Annotated in this window: 19 protein-coding genes and 1 other annotated feature; of the genes, 13 read left to right on the top strand and 6 right to left on the bottom strand. The window is 49.6% G+C overall.

Translation table 11 applies throughout. From position 1 onward, the window contains the following. Positions 1-55: 55 nt before the first annotated feature. A complete protein-coding gene (locus AF331_RS14955) occupies positions 56-382 on the bottom strand; it encodes a cyclic-phosphate processing receiver domain-containing protein (protein ID WP_053428858.1) in 327 nt (108 codons plus the stop codon). A 241-nt stretch (positions 383-623) separates the two neighbouring features. On the opposite strand from AF331_RS14955, the gene AF331_RS14950 reads away from it, so the two are divergent. Beyond that, on the top strand, positions 624-1,913 hold the full coding sequence (locus AF331_RS14950) for an ATP-binding protein (protein WP_053428857.1): 1,290 nt from the start codon (positions 624-626) through the stop codon (positions 1,911-1,913). Positions 1,914-1,939: 26 nt separating this feature from the next. On the opposite strand, the gene AF331_RS14945 is transcribed toward AF331_RS14950, so the two are convergent. Next, a complete protein-coding gene (locus AF331_RS14945) occupies positions 1,940-2,536 on the bottom strand; it encodes a YczE/YyaS/YitT family protein (protein WP_053428856.1) in 597 nt (198 codons plus the stop codon). A gap of 18 nt (positions 2,537-2,554) precedes the next feature. On the opposite strand from AF331_RS14945, the gene AF331_RS14940 reads away from it, so the two are divergent. Further along, positions 2,555-4,864 (top strand): helicase C-terminal domain-containing protein, encoded by a 2,310-nt coding sequence (locus tag AF331_RS14940; RefSeq protein ID WP_053428855.1) that lies wholly within the window; start codon positions 2,555-2,557, stop codon positions 4,862-4,864. A 39-nt stretch (positions 4,865-4,903) separates the two neighbouring features. Here the strand turns inward: AF331_RS14940 and AF331_RS14935 are convergent, their stop codons facing one another. After that, a complete protein-coding gene (locus AF331_RS14935; RefSeq protein WP_053428854.1) occupies positions 4,904-5,341 on the bottom strand; it encodes a ferritin-like domain-containing protein in 438 nt (145 codons plus the stop codon). A gap of 1,461 nt (positions 5,342-6,802) precedes the next feature. Here AF331_RS14935 and AF331_RS14930 point away from each other — a divergent pair. Further along, positions 6,803-7,048, top strand: coding sequence for a YkuS family protein (locus AF331_RS14930; RefSeq protein ID WP_048005756.1), 246 nt, complete (start codon positions 6,803-6,805; stop codon positions 7,046-7,048). A 102-nt stretch (positions 7,049-7,150) separates the two neighbouring features. Next, on the top strand, positions 7,151-8,251 hold the full coding sequence (locus AF331_RS23045) for a kinase (RefSeq protein ID WP_082346990.1): 1,101 nt from the start codon (positions 7,151-7,153) through the stop codon (positions 8,249-8,251). A gap of 35 nt (positions 8,252-8,286) precedes the next feature. Here AF331_RS23045 and AF331_RS14920 read toward each other — a convergent pair whose 3' ends face one another. After that, positions 8,287-9,249, bottom strand: a complete 963-nt coding sequence (locus AF331_RS14920) for a S8 family peptidase (protein ID WP_053428853.1) — start codon at positions 9,247-9,249, stop codon at positions 8,287-8,289. Between the two features lie 269 nt (positions 9,250-9,518). On the opposite strand from AF331_RS14920, the gene AF331_RS14915 reads away from it, so the two are divergent. After that, positions 9,519-10,013, top strand: a complete 495-nt coding sequence (locus AF331_RS14915; RefSeq protein WP_235576398.1) for a superoxide dismutase family protein — start codon at positions 9,519-9,521, stop codon at positions 10,011-10,013. Positions 10,014-10,059: 46 nt separating this feature from the next. On the opposite strand, the gene AF331_RS14910 is transcribed toward AF331_RS14915, so the two are convergent. Further along, positions 10,060-11,403 (bottom strand): sodium-dependent transporter, encoded by a 1,344-nt coding sequence (locus AF331_RS14910; protein ID WP_053428852.1) that lies wholly within the window; start codon positions 11,401-11,403, stop codon positions 10,060-10,062. Positions 11,404-11,467: 64 nt separating this feature from the next. After that, positions 11,468-11,674 (bottom strand) — a binding site (T-box leader). A gap of 142 nt (positions 11,675-11,816) precedes the next feature. Here AF331_RS14910 and AF331_RS14905 point away from each other — a divergent pair. From AF331_RS14905 to rbsB, 8 genes are all read left to right on the top strand, one after another. Continuing rightward, positions 11,817-12,926, top strand: coding sequence for an NAD(P)/FAD-dependent oxidoreductase (locus tag AF331_RS14905; protein ID WP_053428851.1), 1,110 nt, complete (start codon positions 11,817-11,819; stop codon positions 12,924-12,926). An 81-nt stretch (positions 12,927-13,007) separates the two neighbouring features. Beyond that, positions 13,008-14,564: an ABC-F family ATP-binding cassette domain-containing protein gene (locus tag AF331_RS14900; protein ID WP_053428850.1), complete on the top strand. Its 1,557-nt coding sequence runs from the start codon at positions 13,008-13,010 to the stop codon at positions 14,562-14,564. A 139-nt stretch (positions 14,565-14,703) separates the two neighbouring features. Further along, a complete protein-coding gene (locus AF331_RS14895) occupies positions 14,704-15,681 on the top strand; it encodes a LacI family DNA-binding transcriptional regulator (RefSeq protein WP_053428849.1) in 978 nt (325 codons plus the stop codon). A gap of 5 nt (positions 15,682-15,686) precedes the next feature. Next, on the top strand, positions 15,687-16,577 hold the full coding sequence (rbsK, locus tag AF331_RS14890; RefSeq protein ID WP_053428979.1) for a ribokinase: 891 nt from the start codon (positions 15,687-15,689) through the stop codon (positions 16,575-16,577). Continuing rightward, positions 16,574-16,960, top strand: coding sequence for a D-ribose pyranase (rbsD, locus tag AF331_RS14885; protein ID WP_053428848.1), 387 nt, complete (start codon positions 16,574-16,576; stop codon positions 16,958-16,960). The genes rbsK and rbsD overlap by 4 nt, the downstream gene beginning before the upstream one ends. Before the next feature lie 14 nt (positions 16,961-16,974). Then, the gene (locus AF331_RS14880) at positions 16,975-18,465 is read left to right on the top strand and encodes a sugar ABC transporter ATP-binding protein (protein ID WP_053428847.1); all 1,491 of its coding nucleotides are present in this window, start codon (positions 16,975-16,977) and stop codon (positions 18,463-18,465) included. Next, positions 18,458-19,414 carry a ribose ABC transporter permease RbsC gene (rbsC, locus tag AF331_RS14875; RefSeq protein ID WP_053428846.1) on the top strand — a complete coding sequence of 319 codons (957 nt, stop codon included), beginning with the start codon at positions 18,458-18,460 and terminating at the stop codon, positions 19,412-19,414. The genes AF331_RS14880 and rbsC overlap by 8 nt, the downstream gene beginning before the upstream one ends. A 10-nt stretch (positions 19,415-19,424) precedes the next feature. Then, complete coding sequence (gene rbsB, locus AF331_RS14870; protein WP_053428845.1) at positions 19,425-20,348, top strand: ribose ABC transporter substrate-binding protein RbsB; 924 nt, start codon at positions 19,425-19,427, stop codon at positions 20,346-20,348. Positions 20,349-20,412: 64 nt separating this feature from the next. Here the strand turns inward: rbsB and AF331_RS14865 are convergent, their stop codons facing one another. Further along, entirely contained in the window at positions 20,413-20,949 is a 537-nt protein-coding gene (locus AF331_RS14865) for an MEDS domain-containing protein (protein WP_082346989.1), read from the bottom strand. Positions 20,950-21,202 lie beyond the last annotated feature (253 nt).

Genomic DNA, 21,202 nt, shown 5'->3' with positions numbered 1-21,202 from the left:
AAAAATTTTAGTTATAAAAGGCCTGTCCACATTGGACAGGCCGTATATGAGAAACTCATCTGAGAGGCAAAGGCCTTAAAACAATCTTGATCGAATGAGGCATCTGGTCGTTTTCTTGTGCCGCTTTGAGATAGCGGAACATATTCTTTCCACCTACTGAATTAGCAGAGTGGATCGTGATGCGTTCTGCAAATAATTGGTGCTCCACCATGGCGTGAACCAACATCAAACCATTCCGGGTCTTGCTCTCGAGGTCATGATCGAGGGAGAGATGACCGATGGAATAATTGTACATAAGATGCAGGCACTCATCGATGTCTTTTGCAAGAATGTAACCTTGGGGACAGTGGCGATAATCGTCGAGAAACACATTTACTGTCATATACATTCTACTTTCGTCATTTGACTTACTGTAAGCCTAACAGACCTATACCTATACTTATATAGGTAATTAGGTGTGTATTACAAATATATTTGTGGTTGGAAAGTTAGGCTTTTTAGCTCCGAGACTCAAAATTCTGTCATTTTTACCAAAATAGGTTGAAAATTAGAGAATAATAGAAGGAATATTCTCATTTCTTGTCGTATGAAGTAAAGACCATACTGCGTTGGGAGAGTTTCAGGTGATAATTGAAAAATTACTTTTTCACACGTTCATCATTCTTGCTCCGGTGTTGATCCAAACCTCCCTGCTCGAACATCATAAATGGAGTAAGTCGCCTATTTTCACAGGTGTACTAAATGGTTTCGCCACTCTTGCTTGTCTCGCATTTACGTATGAGTTCGCCGGCTTGTACTGGGACTTCCGCTATGTACCCCTTATCATCGCCATGGTCTATGGAGGAAGGAGGGCGGGCCTGATCGTCCTTACCTTCATGTTCGTTGGAAGGACAATCATGGGCGGGGATATATTGATACATGGCCTCTCCAGTATAATAATGGCCTCTGTGGTCCCTTTTTATTTTTCAAAAGGGTTTTGGAAGCTTACTCCTGTCAAACGGGTGCTTGCTGCTCAGCTAATCGGTCTCTGGCCGATTGCTGTTATTTTTCTCTTGCTCTTCGTCTTTAATCTTCCGTCACAATTTTTGAGTGAAATCCATTCCATTACATTCATCTTGCAGTTCGGCCTTGTCCAGGTGCTTGGAATCGGTATCGCCGCCCGATTGAATGAATGGATGGTCGAGAAGAAAGTGATGAGGGAAGAAATCATCAAATCGGAGAAATTGAATACGCTGGGTGAATTGGCTGCCAGCATCGCCCATGAAGTGCGAAATCCCCTGACGGTCGTGAAGGGTTTCCTTCAGCTCATGAAGCGTCAGTCAAAAGGGGAGGAGGATGAATATTTGGAAATTATTTTAAGTGAGCTTGGCAGGGCTGAAGAAATCATCAATGACTATTTGAATTTTGCGAAGCCGCAATTCGAGAAAGTGGAGCGGGTTCATATAAAGGAGATTCTGTCGGAGGTATCTATCCTGTTGAATGCCTATGCCGTGAAGGAGAATGTTTTTTTGGAGAGCCACCTGGATGATGACGGGATCCTCCTCACGGATCGGAATAGAATGAAGCAGGCACTCATCAACTTTGTGAAGAATGCGATCGAAGCGACTCCGCCGAAAGGATATGTGTCGATCAGTCTACAGGTCACTGAAGAGAATGCCGTCATTACTGTGAAGGATACAGGAAAAGGAATGTCGAAAGAAGAGATGGCGAGGATCGGTACGATGTTCTATACCACAAAGAATCAGGGGACAGGACTCGGGACGTCGGTCTCCCTTAAAATCATCGAAACGATCGGCGGCCGTGTAAGGTATTCAAGTGAGGTGAAGAAGGGGACGACCGTGGAGATCATCCTTCCCCTCCGGAATGAAAAATTGAAAAAGGAACATGTCCTTTCCCATCACTTAGATGCTTGAAATCTAAGTGTTTTTTCATTCCGTTCTCATGTTAATTTACCGTACATACGTTCTATGATAGGATAAAAGAAATGAATGACCGACCCTAACGTACAGGCGACAATGAGGGTGCCGATCCCGATGGAACCGCCTGCCGTGATGGCCAATGTAATGGCGATGGCCTCGTTCAGGAGACGCGCGTGGTTGAGATTCAACCCGAAACGGTGGTGAAGGGCCATCATGAGTGTATCCATGGGACTCGAAGGAAGTCCAGCCTGTAGATAAATGGAAATCCCAAGCCCGATCAGGGTTGTACCGATGAGCACAAACAGGATCTGTGACATAAGATCAGATGGGATAAGGACGGCCTCCGTCACTCTCAGCCAGAAATCAACGAGCTGACCGATAAGGAAAATCGACAGGGCGGCGAGCCATCTTGGTCGCTCTTTCAGCAGAAACGCATTGACGCCGATCAGGATGCATCCGTTTAAAAAGATGCATGTCCCGATTGTAAGGTGGAACAAACGTGATTCTCCAACAGCCAGGGCGTCCCAAGGACCCGCTCCCATATTGGCATGGATCACAAATGAAACGCCGAGTGATAAGCATAATAAACCGATACTATAAAAAAGGAATCGAATCATGTCTACCTCCGTTAACCGATGCTTGTCTCTATACATATGCCGGCAGTGGACAGAATAGAAGAAGAAAGCGAGGTGAACGCCTTGGATGCCGATATGACACTATCCGTCAGGGAGCTCGTCGAGTTTGTCCTCAAGGCTGGGGATATCGATTCGCGATTTCAGCCTAGGTCATCCATGCTCACGGGAACAAGGCTCCATCAAAAACTTCAACGACGCTATGAAGAGCCCGATGAAAAAGAGGTTCATCTTAAAGGGAGAAAAGTCGTGGATGGAATCAGCTATCAGATTGAAGGCAGATGTGATGGGATCATACACCGTGAAGGAAAGATCATGGTGGAAGAAATCAAATCAACGGCCCGGAGCCTTGATGATTTGGAGGAAGGGATGGGGGTCCACTGGGCTCAGGCGGAGTGCTATGCCAGCCTCCTGACGGAAGAGCGGGGCTGGGATGCCATACATGTGAGGCTCACGTATATCCACACAGGAACAGAAGAGACAAAATCATTTACCCGCGAGTATGACCGTGAAGAACTTCAGGGAATCATGATCGGTCTATTGCAGCTCTATACGCCGTTTGCAGAAGTGAGGTTGAGAAACGAGGAGAATCTGGAGGCGAGCCTCTCCCGCCTTTCTTTTCCTTTCGAGACGTTCAGAAAGGGTCAGCGTCAATTGGTGGGAGCCGTTTATAAAACCGTCACCGAAAGAAAGACTCTTTTTGCCAATGCCCCCACGGGAACTGGGAAGACGATTTCTACCTTATTTCCCGTCGTAAAAGAAGGAGGCAGATGGTTTTACGCCACGGCCAAAACCATCTCGAGGACGGTGGCTGAAGACGCCGTTAAGCTGATGGAAGAAGGGGGCCTCTCCACCAGGGCATTGACCATCACGGCTAAGGACAAGATCTGCTTTAAAGATCAAACCATCTGCCAGCCCGATCATTGCGAATTTGCCTGTGGCCACTATGATCGCGTGAACGGGGCCATCCTGGATATCCTTCAGAAAGAGACCCTCATGACCAGACCGGTGATCGAGGAGTACGCAAAAGCACATCGTGTATGTCCGTTTGAGTTCTCCATCGATCTATCGTATCTCGTTGAAGGGGTCATCGGAGATTATAATTATCTATTCGACCCACGAACATCGTTGAAGCGATTCAGTGATTCCTCTAAAAAGCAGACGACGCTCCTCATCGACGAAGCTCATAATCTCGTTCCGCGCGGGAGGGACATGCACTCTGCTTCCTTGACGTCCACGGTATTCACATCGCTGGCGACACATGTGAAGGGAGAACTGAGCACGGCGATTCGTACCCTCACGGAGGCTTTGGAAGGTGTGGGCCCCGGTACATATGAAGAAGTCGATTCCGGTGTCACAGATGGAGTAAGGGCATTCGTGGATGCTGCGGAAAAGGAACTTCCTCACATGGAAGGTGAAAGTCCTCTATTGGAGGCGTATTTTGAATCGACCCAATTCCTGCGCATCTTGCAGCTCTATTCAAAAGAACACCGGACATTGGTCACCCAGCATGGGGCCGGGATTACCTTCAAGCTCGTCTGTCTGGATCCTGCAGCATTTTTGCGTCAGGTGACGGCAGGGTATAAGGCGGCGGTCTTCTTTTCCGCGACCTTACATCCGTTTTCGTATTACTTCCATCAGCTTGGAGGAGAAGCGGAGGATTACCGATTTGTCATTCCGACCCCCTTTGATCATAGCCAGTGGCAAGTGGAAATCCAGCCCCTTTCCATACGCTTCAGGGACCGGGATCGCCATTTTCCCCATCTGATGGAGTCGATCGTCAATCTCTTTAATCGAGTCGATGGAAATGGCCTCGTATTCTTTCCTTCCTACGCCTTCATGAGAAAAGCCTTTCACGCATTGGAAGGGTATGATTTATCGGCGAAGCTGATCATGCAGGAGCCGATGATGTCAGAAAAGGAACGAGAAGAGTTCCTGGCTGAGTTCCAAGCAGGACGAAAGGAGCCAGTATTGGGTCTTGCCGTCTTGGGAGGCATTTTTTCAGAAGGCATCGATCTGAAGGGTGAACGGTTGAATCAGGTGGTGGTTGTCGGTGTCGGCCTCCCACAACCTGATGAAGAACGGGAGCTGATGAAGTCCTATTTCAACTCTCTCGGAGTAAATGGATTTGCCTACGCCTACACCTACCCCGGATTGAACAAAGTCTTTCAGTCTGGTGGAAGGCTGATCCGGACTGAAGAAGACCGCGGTGTCCTCAGGCTCATTGATGATCGCTATCTCTCAGGAGAATATCAGAAGCTGCTGCTCGAGGAATGGCGACATTTCACTGTGGTGGGAGGTTCGTGGACATAAAAAAGACCGCTACGGGAGCGGTCTTTTTGGACATTTCAATTAGTTGAAAGAAGGGTCTTTAAGAAGACGATCGAATTCTTCCAAGTGGTGCGTTTCGTCGGCAATCATATCATCAAGCTTGATTCCGAGCTCCACAAGACCAAGCTCTTCAGCCTGCTCTTTGCGTTTTTTGTAGCGTTCGATCGTGTCAGCTTCTGCTTTGCGTCCTTCAAGGAGCATTTCTTTCACGTCGTCCGTTTGTTTCACCTTTGCTGGAGTCGTTGTAGGGCTGCCTCCAAGGGTTTTAATTTTTTCTGCAAGGTATAGAGCATGTCCTTGCTCATCAGGGATCTCTTCTTCGAAGAAAGGTTTCAATACCTGTCTATATAAGCCGCTTACTACTGCTGCGTAGTTCGTGTAGAGGATAACTGCGGCATATTCATTTGCTAGGTCTTCGTTCAGTCCTTCAATTAGTTCGTCAAGTTTTGCTTGATCCATTTGTCATTACCACCCTTTGTGTATGTTGTATGGTTATAATGTACCCGTTTCGCATGGAGATAAACCCCTTTTTTGCTGTGTGGGGGTGGGGGCGGCTTGTCAGAGTTGCTTATCCTTTTCATCTCTTTTGTGGTAAGGTGCCGTTTCGTTCCACTGCACTCTGTGCGTATGAGTATGGGTGTGCTGATTTGGAGCAGGGAATTGTCATCCTGTATTTTTATGAGTGTGTGGTGGATAAGAGACCGTTCCGTTCCGCTTCGGCCTCCCGCTTTCCATGGGGCGTGCGGTGAGCCGCTATTCCCATAGGAGTCGGGAGGCTTTCGCTGCACTGCACTCTGTGGGTAGGAGTGGGAGAGTGCTGATTTGAAACATGCTAACGCCATCCTGTTTTTTGTGAGTATGTAGAGGTGAAGAGACCGTTCCGTTTCGCTGCGGCCACCCGCTTTCCATGGGGCGTGCGGTGAGCCGCTTCGGCGCTGCCTGCAGGGTCTCACCCTGCCCGCTTCTCCCATAGGAGTCGGGAGGCCTTCGCTGCACTGCACTTTGTGCGCAGGATAGAGGATGTGCTGATTCGAAACAGGGGAATTTGCCATCCTGATCTTGTAATGAGGTTGTGATAGAAAGGAGATCGTTCCGTTCCGCTGCGGCCACCCGCTTTCCATGGGGCGTGCGGTGAGCCGCTTCGGCGTTGCCTGCAGGGTCTCACCTTGCCCGCTATTCCTATAGGAGTCGGGAGGCCTTCGCTGCACTGCACTCTGTGCGAAGGAAAGGGGATGTGCTGATTTGATGCAAGGTATCGCATCCAGTTTTTTGCAATGAATGCGTGCTGAAGGCGAGCTTTTTCCGTTCGCTATACTTTGTGCGCAGGAGAAACAGGACATCCCCATCCTTGTTTCGTTTTTAGCATGACTTTCTATCCTTATTAACAAACGATTACCTCATAGTCCGATGGCACTGAGTGGATTGAAGCGGAAGGGATTTGACTCCTGCGGAAAAGGGGGATGATCGAGACCCCGCAGGCACGAGGAGGCTCGACATGCCCCCCGCGGAAAGCGAATCCCTGCAGCGCAAAGGAACGAACTACCTTTCCACCACAGCCTTCATTAAGAACTACGAGGCCATTAATTCTAATTGCACTTGGGTGATTTAAATTCCGAAGGCACGGGCATATCCGACATGCTCCCCGCGGAAAGCAAATCCCTGCAGCGCAAAGGAACGGATTAGTTTTCCATCTCACCCTTCACTTAGAACGATATTATCTTCAGCTATCATCATAACCAAGATGATGATTCTTATTTCGCGACAGAAATCAAATCTCTAGAAGCGGAAAGGAACGCCCCATTCCTTCATGAGCATACACAGTTACACTAACAAAGACAAATATAGAAGAACTGCCACCTCCATGAATATCTTTCACCCAGGTTGAAAATCCTAAAGATAAGAAACAGGAGGTGTTAAGCCATGACAAAACGTGTAGGTGTTGAACAATCCCTTTCAAATGTAGTGCAGGCATTGCGTGAAAAAGGGTATGACGTCGTTGAACTCAAGAACGAACAAGATGTGAACGGCTGTGATTGCTGTGTCACGACAGGCTTGGATACAAACGTAATGGGAATGCAAAATACAACATTCAAAGGATCTGTCATTGAAGCGGATGGACTGACGGCCGATCAAGTATGTGAACAGGTCGACAGCAGAATGATGTAAGGGAAGGGAGGCCACAGCCTTCCTTTTTTTATTGAATAAAAAGTCTGCCTTCCCCCGATATGGTAAAATGAATGATATTTCCATATTGAGGGAGGGTTCAGCATGTGGCAGGCTCTATTCATAGATCGTGACGGTACACTGGGCGGCAGTAATGAAATTGAATATCCGGGAGTGTTTGAGGTGTTTCCCCGGAGTGCAATCGCTTTAAAGAGGATAAAAGAAAACGGAATCCCCATCCTATCCTTCACCAATCAGCCTGGAATCTCTGCAAGACCCAGGCTGATGGAAGAATTCGAACGGGAGTTGAACGGGTTCGGGTTTGATGGTGTGTACATCTGTCCCCATGAAGAAGGGGAGGGCTGCGGATGTCGGAAGCCTGAGATCGGCATGCTGGAGCAAGCAGCAGCGGATCGAGGGCTTGATCTCACCAAATGTGCCGTGATCGGGGATAGGTGGAAGGATATGCTCGCCGGCAAAAAGGCAGGGTGTACGACGGTGCTTGTCAGGACGGGAGCGGGTGAGAGTGAATGGCAGAAAAACAGAATGAACTTTGAAGGCACCGTGGACCACGTGGCTGACGACCTTCAGGAAGCGACCCGCTGGCTTTTGGATTCTCCTCAACGTGTGCTGGAAGAGATCTTGGACGGGGCAAATGCAGAAGCACGTTTCGTCCTCGGGATAGACGGGTTGAGCCGGTCGGGTAAGTCGACCATGGTGTCAGAGATAGAGGAATGGCTGAAGGGTAAGGGGGTCACTCATCAGATCTTTCATATCGATGACCACATTGTCGAGCGGAAAGCGCGGTATGACACCGGTCATGAGGAGTGGTTTGAATATTATAGTCTGCAGTGGGATCGGAAACGGTTGAGGGAAGAGTTCTTTATGAAACTGAAAGAGGGCTGCATGGATGTAAGGTTACCATTTTACGATGGGGAGCTGGATACCGTGACGGAAAGGCAGGTGCAGCTTTCGGATAAGGGTATCATCATTGTAGAGGGGGTATTCCTTCAGAGGGAGGAATGGAGGGATGCCTTCGATGGGATCCTATTCCTTGATTGCTCGAGAGAACGACGGTTACTCCGTGAATCGGAGGAGACGCAGCTGAAGCTTGAAAAGTTCAGGAATCGGTATTGGAAGGCAGAAGAGTATTACCTCGATACGGTTCAGCCGATGAAACGTGCAGATTGGGTCATCCCTACATAATGAAAACGGCCGGGAGACCCCCGGCCGTTTCTTTTTTATCCTATATGGGCAAGAGGCTGGGAGCGGAGATGTTCCCTCAGCAGATCCGGAGCCGTGAGATAGAGCAATCCGTTTCCTTCGAGGGATTTCGGGTATCCGAGAGGGATGGTTCGTTTCACGAGCTGGGCATAGATTTCCGGTTCGCTCAGTTCCCGTTTGAATGCTGCTTCCTCAAACTCTTTGATCAAGGCAAGCGCGCCTGCTACGTGGGGAGCCGACATGGACGTCCCGCTGAGCTTGGCATATTTATCCCCGGGGATCGTTGAGAGGATCTGCTCTCCAGGGGCTACAAGGTCGATTTCATTATTGGAATTGGTGAAGTAGGATGATTTTCTCTGGAGGTCGATGGCTCCCACGGCGATGACTTCCTTATAGCTTGCCGGGTAGGAGAATTCATCTGTATCGCTGTTCCCGTCGCCTTCATTACCGGCTGCAGAAACCACCAGGATACCAGCTGCTACGGCTTTTTTGATTGCGTCATGGAGCGGTTTATAATCAGTCGGGCCGCCCAGGGACATGGAGATAATATCGACTCCCTGTTCCGTTGCATACTCGATTCCTTTCACGATCCAATCGTATTGTCCTCTCCCGGAACTTCCCGCGAGTACTTTGATGATCATGAGGTCTGCAAGCGGGGCGACTCCGATCACTCCATCTCCATCCTCATTGGCAGCGATGGTTCCGGAGACATGGGTGCCATGTCCACTGTAGTCCGTCACATTATCGTCTGCCCCTGCATCGTCATCAGTGAAGTTCTTGACGCCCTTCACCCGTCCGGCAAGGTCAGGATGGTTGATGTCACAGCCTGTATCGAGTACGGCGATGGTCGTGCCCTTTCCTTTGCATCCTTCTTTCCATAGTATGGGGGACTGAATCATTTCAATGCCTTTCGGAACCTCATTTACATCTCCAATCATTTCGTTCATGAAATACGGAATCAGCTTCATTTCGGTTGCCATGGTCATCCCTCCAAAATATTATTCTCATGATGTCCATTAGTCTGAAGTTTCTGAAAATATACCATTTTTTTGGACAATTGTACAGGGTAGATGGTAATAGGTGGAATTTACCTTATTAGGGTTCAATGGAGAAAGGTCCTTTTTAAACAAACGTTTGATCAAGAAGGTTCCTTCCTTGCGCCTCAAGGAATCTACGTTTAAACGATTGTTGGTCATGCAAAAGGACTGGAAGGCATAGATTGATGAAGATGAGAAGGAGGGGAAAAAAGATGAATGGAATGGATACGGGGAACATTGCGTACGCAATGATCAAGGGAGGTCCGCTTGCGCCGGATCTCGACGGGAACGTCTTTTTTCACGATGTGAAGGGAGGGGTGGAAGTCATGGTGGAGGTGAGGGGTCTTCCGCCTTATAAAGAAGGAAAGAATGGAGAGAAACCAATCGGTCCACATGGTTTCCACCTTCATGAGAAGGGGATATGCGAAATTGGAGACCCGTCCGATCCTTTTACATCTGCGGGCGGTCATTGGAATCCCGGAGCCCAACCCCATGGCAATCACGCAGGAGATTTTCCCGTCCTGTTTTCTAATGGGGGATATGCCCGGATGTCCTTCTTCACCAATAAATTCAGTGTGAAGGATGTGGTGGGAAAAGGCGTGATCATCCACCAGAGTCCAGATGATTACCGGTCTCAGCCTTCAGGTGATGCGGGGAAACGCTTGGCCTGCGGAGTGATCGTTCCCTATACCAAATCGCAAACATAATAGAAAAAATCGTACAGGGCACGCGCTGTACGATTTTTTTCTTCTATTAATAAAAGCCGAGCATATTGAGCATGACAACAATGATGAAAAGTGGTGCAACGAAGCGGATCAGGAAGAACCAAACTTCGAATATGCCTTTCTTCATGCTGCTTCCGCTTTTCAACTCTTCATAGAGAGCCGTTTTCTTCATCTTTAACGGGACAAAGATGGATATCAGCAGGCACCCGAGCGGTAATAATACGTTGCTTACGGCGAAATCGGCAAGATCAAAGATGATCTTATCGAATAGGGTGATGTCGCTGAGTACCCCATAAGAGAGGGCGGATGGAATCCCGAAAATGAAGATGGCAATCCCGATGATCCATGCCCACTTTGTCCTCTTTGCCGGATCATTCTTCGCGATGACCGATACGATGATTTCAAGCATGGAGAATGCTGAAGTCAAGGCGGCGAACAGGAAGAGGATCAGGAACGCGATGAAGAACAGCATTCCGAATGGCAACTGGTTGAAGATTGTCGGAAGCACGTTAAACAGGAGAACAGGTCCTGCGTTAGGCTCGAGTCCGAATGCAAAGACCGCCGGGAAGATGGCAAGGCCGGCAAGGAGCACGATGAAGATATTCATGATGACGATGGACACAGCCGAACGCGGCAGGCTCTGATTTTTCGGAAGATAGGAGCTATACGTCAGCATGACCGATACCCCGACGCTCAGGGTGAAGAACGATTGTCCCATGGCTTCCAGAATCGTACGCGGGGTGACCTTGGAGAAATCCGGCAGAAGAAGGAATCGGACGCCTTCTCCCGCTCCGTCAAGGGTCACAGCACGAAGGACCAGCACTATGAAAAGGACGAACAGGGCAGGCATCATGATCTTGCTGGCACGCTCGATTCCCTGCTGAACGCCTTTGGCTACGACGACGATGGTCATCAGGATGAAGATGAGTTGAACGATGACACTCACCCACGGATCAGCAATGGTGGTTCCGAATACCTCACCGTACTGATCCGAGGTCAATCCATTCAGCTGTCCGGTGATGGCCTTGAACAGATAGATGACGATCCATCCGCCAACGACACTATAGAAGGATAGCAGGATGAAGGATGCGACCATCCCAAGGACTCCGATCCAGTGCCACTGGGTTCCCGGGGCAATCTTTTTATACGAATCGATCGCATTGCTTTGAGCAGTCCTCCCGATGGAGAATTCCGCCAGAAGCAGAGGAAGGCCAAGGAATAAAGTGAAAAGGATGAAGATCAGGAAGAATGCGCCGCCTCCGTTCTGCCCTGCAATATAAGGGAATTTCCAGATTGCGCCTAAACCGATGGCCGATCCTGCCGCAGCAAGGATGAAGCCGAGTTTGGATGACCATTGTTCACGTTGACTCATGGGTTGATCTCCTTTCTGTTTATGGTTGTAGCCGAAGACAATAAAAAAATCGCCCCTACATAATTGTAGGGACGATTGGATATCGCGGTACCACCCTAGTTATGGGACAAGCCCATCACTCTTCGGAAATAACGGCATATACCGTCTTTTGATCTCGTCAAAAGAAGCTCTGGAATCGAAATTCACTTACCGCATGTGTACCGATTTGCACCAACCATCGGCTCTCTAGAACAGGGAAGGGTTCGCTACTTGGTTCCTTCAAAGCTTTTCGTTATTTAGGTTATACAATTTTTATCATGGATTGACGTACATTGTCAATGTCTTTTCTGAAATTGGCCGTGATGTGCACAGATTGAGTTCAAAGCCAATCTCAAGTAAGATAAGAGAAAAACGAATGGAAAGTGTGTTTATACATGAAATCGACGATCGTCATCGGTGCCGGGATCCTCGGGGCCTCGACCGCTTATCACCTTGCAAGGAAAGGGGCGGAAGTCCTGGTCGTGGACAGGGGCGATACGGGTCAGGCGACGGCGGCTGCAGCCGGTATCGTCTGTCCCTGGCTGTCTCAGCGCCGTAACAAAATATGGTACAAGCTTGCTAAAGGAGGAGCGGCCTACTATCCCGAACTCATCGAGATGCTGAAGGAGGATGGCGAGCATGACACGGGGTATAAACGGGTAGGTGCTCTCAGCCTCCATACGGATGAGAAGAAACTGGATGGAATGATGGAGAGGGCCTTGAAAAGGAGGGAGGATGCTCCGGAAATCGGAGAGCTGACGAAATTGTCGGCAGAAGAAACCCGGGCCATTTTCCCGCTTCTCTCCGATGAATACAGGGCCGTCCATGTATCAGGGGCGGCCCGGGTGGACGGACGCGCTATCTGCAAGGCACTCTTGTCAGCTGCAGAGAAACGCGGTGCGATCATCAGGAAGGGGAATGCCCGTCTCCTGAAAAAGGGAACGGGGATCATGCTCGATGACGAAAGGATCGAAGCCGATCGTGTCATTGTCACGGCCGGCGTGTGGGTGAAGGAATTGTTTGCTCCACTCGGAATCGATGTTGATGTCACATCGCAGAAGGCCCAAATCATCCATCTAAATGAAGCGGATGCCGATACGGATGAGTGGCCCGTCGTCATGCCACCCAATGATCAATACCTGCTTGCTTTCCCGGAAGGAAGGATCGTCGCAGGGGCCACCCACGAAAATGATGCCGTCAACGGACGGGTCACGGCGGGAGGAATGCTTGAAATCCTTTCAAAAGCCATGGCCATCGCGCCGGGTCTTCATGAAAGTGAAGTGCTAGAAACCCGGGTCGGCTATCGCCCATTCACCCCGGGGTTTTTGCCGGTATTCGGATACATGCCAAGCGTTGATGGGGTCCTCTTTGCCAACGGCCTCGGGGCATCGGGTCTGACGGCTGGCCCGTTCCTTGGATCCCAGCTCGCGAAGCTGGCACTGGGGGAAGAGACCGATCTGGACCCTGCAGACTATGATGTGAACGGAGCTTTACGCAACCCGTAATTCCCACTATTTTTTACAAGTCATCCCCTTTATAATAGAGGGAGTGAACTGAGAATTTATAGAAAAAGGTGTTAAATCGATATGAGTCTATTAACAGTCAAAAACCTGACCCACGGCTTCGGTGATCGTGCGATCTTCAATGATGTGTCCTTCCGTCTGTTGAAAGGGGAACACATCGGCCTGATCGGGGCGAACGGTGAAGGTAAATCGACATTCATGAATATCATCACAGGCAAGCTTGAACCAGACGAAGGCAAGGTGGAATGGGCGAAGCGGATCCGGATCGGGTACTTGGATCAACATGCCCAATTGAAACAGGGGATGACGATCCGCGACGTCCTCAAGACGGCCTTCCAATACCTCTTCGATATGGAAACCGAGATGAATGAGCTTTTCGGCAAGATGGGGGACGCATCCCCTGAAGAGTTGGAGGACCTTCTTGAAGAGACAGGTACCCTGCAAGAAGCGCTGACCAACAATGATTTTTACATCATCGATGCCAAGGTGGAAGAAATCGGGCGCGGATTGGGGCTTGATGATATCGGCCTTGATAAAGATGTCCATGACCTGAGCGGCGGACAGCGTACGAAGGTCCTTCTGGCCAAACTCCTTCTTGAGAAGCCCGATATCCTCCTTCTAGATGAGCCGACAAACTATCTGGATGAGCAGCACATCGAGTGGCTGAAGCGATATCTGCAAGAGTATGAGAATGCCTTCATCCTTATCTCCCATGATATCCCGTTCCTCAACAGCGTCATCAACCTGATCTACCATATGGAAAATCAGGAGCTGAACCGCTACGCGGGAGACTATCATGAGTTCAAGAAAGTCCACGAAATGAAGCGGCAGCAGCTAGAGTCTGCCTATAAGAAACAGCAGCAGGAGATCTCGAATCTGAAAGACTTCGTGGCACGTAATAAGGCGAGGGTTTCGACCCGGAATATGGCCATGTCCCGTCAGAAAAAGCTTGATAAGATGGAGGTCATCGAGCTTGCATCCGAAAAGCCGAAGCCTGAATTCAACTTCAAGCTTGCGAGGACAGCGGGACGCGTCATCTTTGAAACGAAGGATCTTGTCATCGGGTATGATGAGCCACTATCCAGACCTCTTAATCTGAAAATGGAACGGGGTCAGAAGATCGCCCTCTCAGGAGCCAACGGAATCGGAAAAACGACCCTGCTCAGAAGCATCCTGGGGGAGATCAAACCAATTTCAGGCAGCGTTGAACTTGGTGAATATCTTCATATCGGATACTTCGAGCAGGAGATCAAAACCGAAAACCGCAATACCTGCATTGAAGAAGTGTGGAACGAATTTCCTTCCCTCAATCAGGCGGAGGTGCGTGCCGCCCTGGCCAAATGCGGACTTACGACGAAGCATATCGAGAGCAAGGTGGAAGTACTGAGCGGTGGGGAAAAAGCAAAGGTGCGCCTGTGCAAACTCATGAACAATGAATCCAATGTTCTTGTGTTCGATGAACCGACGAACCACCTGGATGTGGAAGCGAAGGAAGAGCTGAAGCGCGCATTGAAGGAATACAAAGGAAGCGTCCTTCTTATCAGTCATGAACCTGAATTCTATCAGGATGTGGCTACCGAAGTTTGGAACTGTGAATCATGGACAACGAAACTGTTTTAATATGAACGAGGAAGGACGCGGGCATTATGCCCGCGTCTTTTTTTATCAAAAAATGAATTAGGAAATTTATTCTATTGCTTTTCTTGAAGGGTCTATGATAATTTATATGTAACCGGTTACACGAAAGAAGTGAAAGCACATGGTCACAATCAGAGATGTAGCAAAAAAAGCGGGGGTTTCCGTTGCCACGGTTTCCCGGGTGCTCAATGATAATGGATATGTCGGGGCCGATACACGAAAAAAAGTGATGAAGGCCATCGAAGAGCTGAACTACAGTCCGAATGAAGTTGCCCGCTCTTTATATAAGCGGGAGTCAAGACTGATCGGTCTGCTTCTTCCCGATATTACGAATCCATTCTTCCCACAGCTGGCACGGGGAGTAGAGGATGAACTGAGTGAATCCGGATTCAGGCTCCTGTTGGGAAACAGTGATGAGCATGTGCAAAAAGAAATGGATTACATCCAAACGTTCATACAGAACAATGTAGTCGGAATCATATCGGCAACCAACCACGTCGATTACCATATATACAATGAAGTGAAAACACCGCTGGTCCTCCTGGATCGCACCACAGACAACCACCCGGCCGTCTATGCAGATGGGCGGGAAGGAGGTAGGCTTGCGGCAAGGACCCTGATTGAAAAGGGTTCACGCAAGATTACCATCCTGAAAGGTCCGGCCCATATCAAACCGGCACGTGACCGGTTCCAGGGCGCCATCGAAGAGCTGAGTCAGGCAGAGGTCGACTTCTCGGTTCTCTCCACCACCTCTTATTCCTTCGAAGAAGCACTGGGATGGGCAAAGGAATTGTTCGAGCAGTTCCCGGATACCGACGGAGTGATTGCAAGCAATGATATTGTTGGGATCGCCGCCATCCATGAAGCATTAAAAAGGGGGAAACGCATCCCTGAAGAGGTACAGATCATCGGGTATGATGATATCCCCCAAAGCCGGCTGTCCTATCCTACGCTCACGACGATCCGGCAGCCTGCCTATGAAATGGGACGGGAAGCGGCAAGGCTTCTCATCACCATGATACGAAAAGAAACTGTCACTCAATCCACCATCCAGATGCCGGTGGAACTCATAGAAAGAGACACAACCAGAAAGGGATGATCATGATGAAACCACCAAAAATCGCCGTGATCGGCAGCTCCTCCATGGATCTGGTCGTAACGGCCGACAGACGTCCGGGGGCAGGGGAAACCATCCTCGGAGAAGCATTCAGTACCGTACCCGGAGGAAAAGGCGCGAACCAGGCAGTAGCAGCTGCGAGACTCGGGGCTGACGTTCATATGATCGGCAGGGTCGGAGATGACGCATATGGTCAGGAGATCGTTGCAAACCTGAAAGCCAACGGAGTCATCACCGACTATGTGGAACCGGTTACAGATGTAAGCAGTGGGACTGCTCACATTGTATTGGCAGAAGGAGATAACAGCATCATCGTCGTCAAAGGAGCCAACGATCATGTAACCCCATCATACGTAAAAAATGCCCTTTCCCTCTTAAGAGAGTGTGATTTGATCATGATCCAGCAGGAAGTGCCTGAAGAAACCGTGATCGAGACAGCCAGACTGTGCACCGAGATCGGAGTACCACTGTTGCTTAATCCGGCGCCGGCAAGGGAGATTCCCGATACAGTGATCGAGCAGGCGGCCTATCTGACGCCGAACGAGCATGAAGCGGGTCTTTTATTCCCTGGAGTCCCATTAGCGGACGTACTGATTAAGTATCCGAACAAGCTCTTCATCACAGAAGGATCTGCCGGAGTACGCTATTATGACGGTGCAGAAGAGAAACTCGTTTCCTCCTTCAAGGTGGAGGCGGTGGATACAACAGGGGCAGGAGATACATTCAATGCAGCCCTTGGAGTGGCAGTGGCCGAAGGGAAGCCCCTTGAGGAGAGCCTTCGTTTTGCCAATCGGGCTGCATCCATTTCCGTTACAGGCTTCGGTGCCCAAGGCGGAATGCCGACTCGTGAAGAAGTCGAAAGGGGGCTCGCGGAATGAAACGAAACGGAATACTCAATAGTGAAATCGCAAAAGTACTGGCCGACCTGGGGCATACCGATACAGTCGTCATCGCTGATGCGGGGCTCCCCATCCCCCCTCATGTGAAGAAGATCGACCTGGCATTAAAAGGAGGGGTTCCATCCTTCCTTGATGTGGTGGATATTCTCATGGACGAGATGGTGGTGGAGCGAATGACAGCTGCCAGCGAACTGGAACAGAATCCTCATGTTCACAAGGAGCTTCAACAGCGCTTTGAACAGATCGAATACATGTCTCATGAAGAGCTGAAGCATCAGCTCCAATCGGCAAGGGCCGTCATACGCACAGGTGAAATCACCCCATATGCCAACTGCATCCTGCATGCCGGCGTAACGTTCTAAAAGGAGGGAATCTCATGGAAATCCGCATGGATCATATTCATAAAGCCTTCGGTCAAAATAAGGTCCTGGAAGGAGTGGACATCCATATCCGTGGAGGAGAAGTCCACGCATTGATGGGGGAGAATGGAGCAGGTAAGTCCACCCTCATGAACATTTTGACGGGCCTTCATAAAAAAGATCAGGGTACCATCACCATGGACGGTGTGGAAAAGACCTTTGATAATCCAAAACAGGCAGAAGAGTTCGGCATAGCCTTCATCCACCAGGAGTTGAACATCTGGCCAGAGATGACGGTTCTCGACAATCTCTTCATCAATAAAGAACCGATTACGTCATTCGGTCTCATTCAAACCCAAAAAATGAAAGCGGTTGCCAAGAAGCAATTCGACCGCCTCTCCATCTCCATCCCTCTTCATAAGGAAGCGGGGAAGTGCTCGGTGGGTGAGCAGCAGATGATTGAGATCGCCAAGGCACTGATGACCGACGCGAAAGTGATTATCATGGATGAACCGACCGCAGCGCTCACCGACAGGGAAATCCAAAAGCTCTTCGATGTAATCCGTTCCCTAAAGGAGTCGGGCGTCTCTATCGTCTATATTTCTCACCGGATGGAAGAGATCTTCACTATCTGCGACACCATCACCGTCATGCGGGATGGCCGGACAGTAGACACGACCCCGATTCCTGAAACGAACTTCAACGACGTCGTCAAAAAAATGGTCGGCAGGGAATTGACCGATCGATTCCCGGAGAGAAACAGTAACCCCGGGGAAACCATCCTGGAAGTCAAAGGGCTGACGCGAAAAGGCGTGTTCGAAAACGTCAGTTTCCAAGTTAGGGAAGGGGAAATCGTCGGGGTGTCGGGACTGATGGGTGCCGGACGCACAGAAATCATGCGTACCATCTTCGGTCTTGATGGCAAATACGAAGGGAACATCCTGGTGGCCGGTAAGAATGTTACCGTCAAGAACCCGAATCAAGCGGTGGAACTCGGACTTGGCTTCATCACAGAGGATCGGAAAGAAGAGGGTCTCATCCTTGATTTCTCCATCAAGGATAACATCGTCCTCCCGAGTCTCTTCAGTTTCACCAAGAACGGGATGATCAAGGACAAACAGGAGGAAGAATTCGTCGAACTCCTTATCAAACGTCTGACAATCAAAACAGAATCCGCCATGACCTCCGCGAAGAACCTCTCCGGTGGGAACCAGCAGAAGGTCGTCATCGCCAAGTGGATCGGGATCGGTCCGAAAGTTCTCATCCTGGACGAACCGACAAGGGGAGTCGATGTGGGAGCAAAGCGGGAAATCTACCAGCTCATGAATGAACTGACGGACCGCGGAGTCGCCATCATCATGGTCTCATCCGAACTTCCTGAAGTACTGGGGATGAGTGATCGGGTGATCGTCATTCACGAGGGCAGGGTGTCAGGTGAAGTAATAGGCAAAGAAGCAACGCAGGAAAAAATTATGACGCTGGCAACAGGAGGTCAGATCAATGAATAACACACTTAATCGAACCAATCACGTAGGAAGCTTCATGCAGAAGCTCGGACCATTCTTGGGACTTCTCGTCCTGATCGTGACCGTTTCCATTATCAATCCCAGTTTCCTTGAACCATTGAACTTATTGAATCTTTTACGTCAAGTTGCGATCAACGCTTTGATTGCATATGGAATGACCTTCGTGATCCTGACAGGAGGAATTGATCTTTCCGTCGGCTCCATACTCGCCCTCTCAAGCGCACTGATGGCAGGGATGATGGTATCCGGTCTTGATCCGATCCTGGCCGTCCTCATCGGATGTATTCTTGGGGCCATCATGGGAGCAGTCAATGGCCTTCTCATCACAAAAGGGAAGATGGCTCCGTTCATCGCTACCCTGGCAACAATGACTATGTTCCGGGGATTGACCCTGGTTTACACAGACGGGAATCCGATCACGGGTCTTGGAGACAACTATGCCTTCCAACTGTTCGGAAGAGGCTATTTCCTCGGAATCCCGGTACCGGCCATCACCATGTTGCTGGCATTCGCCATTCTCTGGGTGATCCTTCACAAAACGCCGTTCGGACGTAAGACATATGCCATCGGAGGGAACGAAAAAGCAGCCCTTATTTCAGGTATCAAAGTATCGAGAGTGAAAATCATGATCTATTCACTCGCCGGCTTGCTTGCCGCACTGGCAGGGGCCATACTCACGTCAAGATTGAACTCCGCTCAGCCGACAGCAGGGACATCTTATGAGCTTGACGCCATCGCGGCCGTCGTGCTTGGAGGAACCTCCCTATCAGGTGGACGCGGGTTGATTGTCGGGACACTGATCGGTGCCCTAATCATCGGGACGCTGAATAACGGACTAAACCTACTCGGCGTATCATCCTTCTTCCAGATGGTCGTGAAGGGGATCGTCATCATCATCGCCGTATTAATCGATCGAAAGAAAGCAGCATAGGAGGTTCCACATGAAAAAACTGATTGTACTTATGATGAGTATCTCCCTCGTATTCCTGGCAGCATGTTCCCTTCAGCCCCCTGAATGGGCGAAGCCTAGCGGGAAGAAGGATCCGAAAGATCTGAAGATTGGTCTCTCCGTTTCGACACTGAATAACCCGTTCTTCGTCTCCATCAAAGAAGGGGTTCAGAAAGAAGCAAAGGCACAGGGCATGAAAGTCATCGTTGTCGATGCCCAGAACGATGCAGCCAAGCAGATCAATGACGTGGAAGATTTGATCCAACAAGGCGTCGATCTTCTTCTCATTAACCCGACAGATTCATCGGCCATCTCTACAGCCGTACAGTCTGCCAACAGCATCGGAATTCCAGTCGTCACCCTTGACCGTTCAGCAGATAAAGGCGATGTGGCGACACTCGTCAGCTCTGATAATGAAAAGGGCGGGGAAATGGCCGCCGACTATCTTATCAAAGAATTAGGTGAAGGGACGAAAGTGGCCGAGCTCGAAGGGGTACCTGGAGCATCCGCGACCCGTGAACGGGGAGCAGGCTTCCATAACCTCGCTGACGACAAGCTTGACGTAGCCGCGAAGCAAACGGCCAACTTCGACCGGACCCAAGGACTCAATACGATGGAAAACATCCTACAGGGTAATCCCGATATCAAGGCTGTCTTCGCCCATAATGATGAAATGGCCCTCGGTGCCCAACAGGCGATCCAGAGCTCAGGACGGGATGTACTCGTCGTTGGATTCGACGGAAATGAAGATGCCCTGAAGAGCATTGAAGAAGGGAACCTGTCAGCTACGGTTGCCCAACAGCCGGAAGAGATCGGCAAGCTCGCCGTCCAGGCAGGAGCTGATGTACTGAATGGTAAAAAAGTGGAGAAAATGATTCCTGTTCCTTTGAAATTAGTCACAAAAGACAAAGAGTGAATGAACAGAAAATGCCCCGACGGTGATCCCGTCGGGGCATTTTTTGTCTGATGTGTATACATTTTCAGGCCTTATCATGAAGATGGATACTATGGCTGGCAAGGAGGCGGTCCCTGAAATCTCCGCTGACGCGTCTGGAATCATAGGCGCACACAGAAAGGAGATTCTCTTCTGCCACGATGACATCCGCCTGTTCTTCTGAGTGGAGGAGCTTGCTCACTTCGCTTTCGTCCCTCCATTCGATATGTGCCCACGTTCTATAACACATGTCGGGGTCGAATTCTCCTTTGAACAAGGTGGGAAGAAGATCCGGGATGGAGTTGATCCGAAAGTCTCCGTGTGCATAATAGAATTCGTAATTATTGAGAAACCTGACCTGATCGAGTTCAGATGCTGTCAGTTTTTGAGCTAATTTAAGAACGATCATAGGAGCCATTCGGTCGCTTTCGACGATGATGGTGCATTCGTTTTGACGGAGTCCGGCGATGACATAGTCCACAACGTTGGAAACGTATTGTTCCTGATCGGTGAAGAAGTATGCAACGTGTCCTTTAGTAAGGCTGCGAAGGTCTGAGACCTCATGTACTTCGATTTGCTTCAATTTTGCACCCCATTTGATTTGTGAGACGTATTCCGTTGATAGTGTGGCGGATCGTTTAGTTAAGTGTAACACAAAATATATTTGGAAAAATAGGCTTGTGGAAATAATTGAAAATAAGTTTGGTTTATACTAACCCGGTTTACTAGACTAGATAGTTGGAAAGGGGTGTAGTGGGAGTGGTTCGTTCCGTTCCGCTGCGTGTGGCCGTTTTCCACGGGGCTTGCGATGAGCCTCCTCATTTTTGCGGGGTCTC

The sequence above is a fragment of the Rossellomorea marisflavi genome (genome assembly GCF_001274775.1).
Classification (GTDB): Bacteria; Bacillota; Bacilli; order Bacillales; family Bacillaceae_B; genus Rossellomorea; species Rossellomorea marisflavi.
Note: the sequence above shows the minus strand (reverse complement) of the source record. Positions and strands in the feature narration are given on the sequence as shown.

Bases quoted from the DNA above. Each gene is read 5' to 3' on its own strand.
- AF331_RS14900 (WP_053428850.1), top strand. From the start codon at position 13,008: ATGAGTCTATTAACAGTCAAAAACCTGACCCACGGCTTCGGTGATCGT.
- AF331_RS14910 (WP_053428852.1), bottom strand. From the start codon at position 11,403: ATGAGTCAACGTGAACAATGGTCATCCAAACTCGGCTTCATCCTTGCT.
- rbsC (WP_053428846.1), top strand. From the start codon at position 18,458: ATGAATAACACACTTAATCGAACCAATCACGTAGGAAGCTTCATGCAG.
- AF331_RS14945 (WP_053428856.1), bottom strand. From the start codon at position 2,536: ATGATTCGATTCCTTTTTTATAGTATCGGTTTATTATGCTTATCACTC.
- AF331_RS14880 (WP_053428847.1), top strand. From the start codon at position 16,975: ATGGAAATCCGCATGGATCATATTCATAAAGCCTTCGGTCAAAATAAG.
- rbsB (WP_053428845.1), top strand. From the start codon at position 19,425: ATGAAAAAACTGATTGTACTTATGATGAGTATCTCCCTCGTATTCCTG.
- AF331_RS14935 (WP_053428854.1), bottom strand. From the start codon at position 5,341: ATGGATCAAGCAAAACTTGACGAACTAATTGAAGGACTGAACGAAGAC.
- AF331_RS14905 (WP_053428851.1), top strand. From the start codon at position 11,817: ATGAAATCGACGATCGTCATCGGTGCCGGGATCCTCGGGGCCTCGACC.
- AF331_RS23045 (WP_082346990.1), top strand. From the start codon at position 7,151: ATGTGGCAGGCTCTATTCATAGATCGTGACGGTACACTGGGCGGCAGT.
- rbsK (WP_053428979.1), top strand. From the start codon at position 15,687: ATGAAACCACCAAAAATCGCCGTGATCGGCAGCTCCTCCATGGATCTG.
- rbsD (WP_053428848.1), top strand. From the start codon at position 16,574: ATGAAACGAAACGGAATACTCAATAGTGAAATCGCAAAAGTACTGGCC.
- AF331_RS14955 (WP_053428858.1), bottom strand. From the start codon at position 382: ATGACAGTAAATGTGTTTCTCGACGATTATCGCCACTGTCCCCAAGGT.
- AF331_RS14920 (WP_053428853.1), bottom strand. From the start codon at position 9,249: ATGGCAACCGAAATGAAGCTGATTCCGTATTTCATGAACGAAATGATT.
- AF331_RS14915 (WP_235576398.1), top strand. From the start codon at position 9,519: ATGAATGGAATGGATACGGGGAACATTGCGTACGCAATGATCAAGGGA.
- AF331_RS14930 (WP_048005756.1), top strand. From the start codon at position 6,803: ATGACAAAACGTGTAGGTGTTGAACAATCCCTTTCAAATGTAGTGCAG.
- AF331_RS14895 (WP_053428849.1), top strand. From the start codon at position 14,704: ATGGTCACAATCAGAGATGTAGCAAAAAAAGCGGGGGTTTCCGTTGCC.
- AF331_RS14940 (WP_053428855.1), top strand. From the start codon at position 2,555: ATGCTTGTCTCTATACATATGCCGGCAGTGGACAGAATAGAAGAAGAA.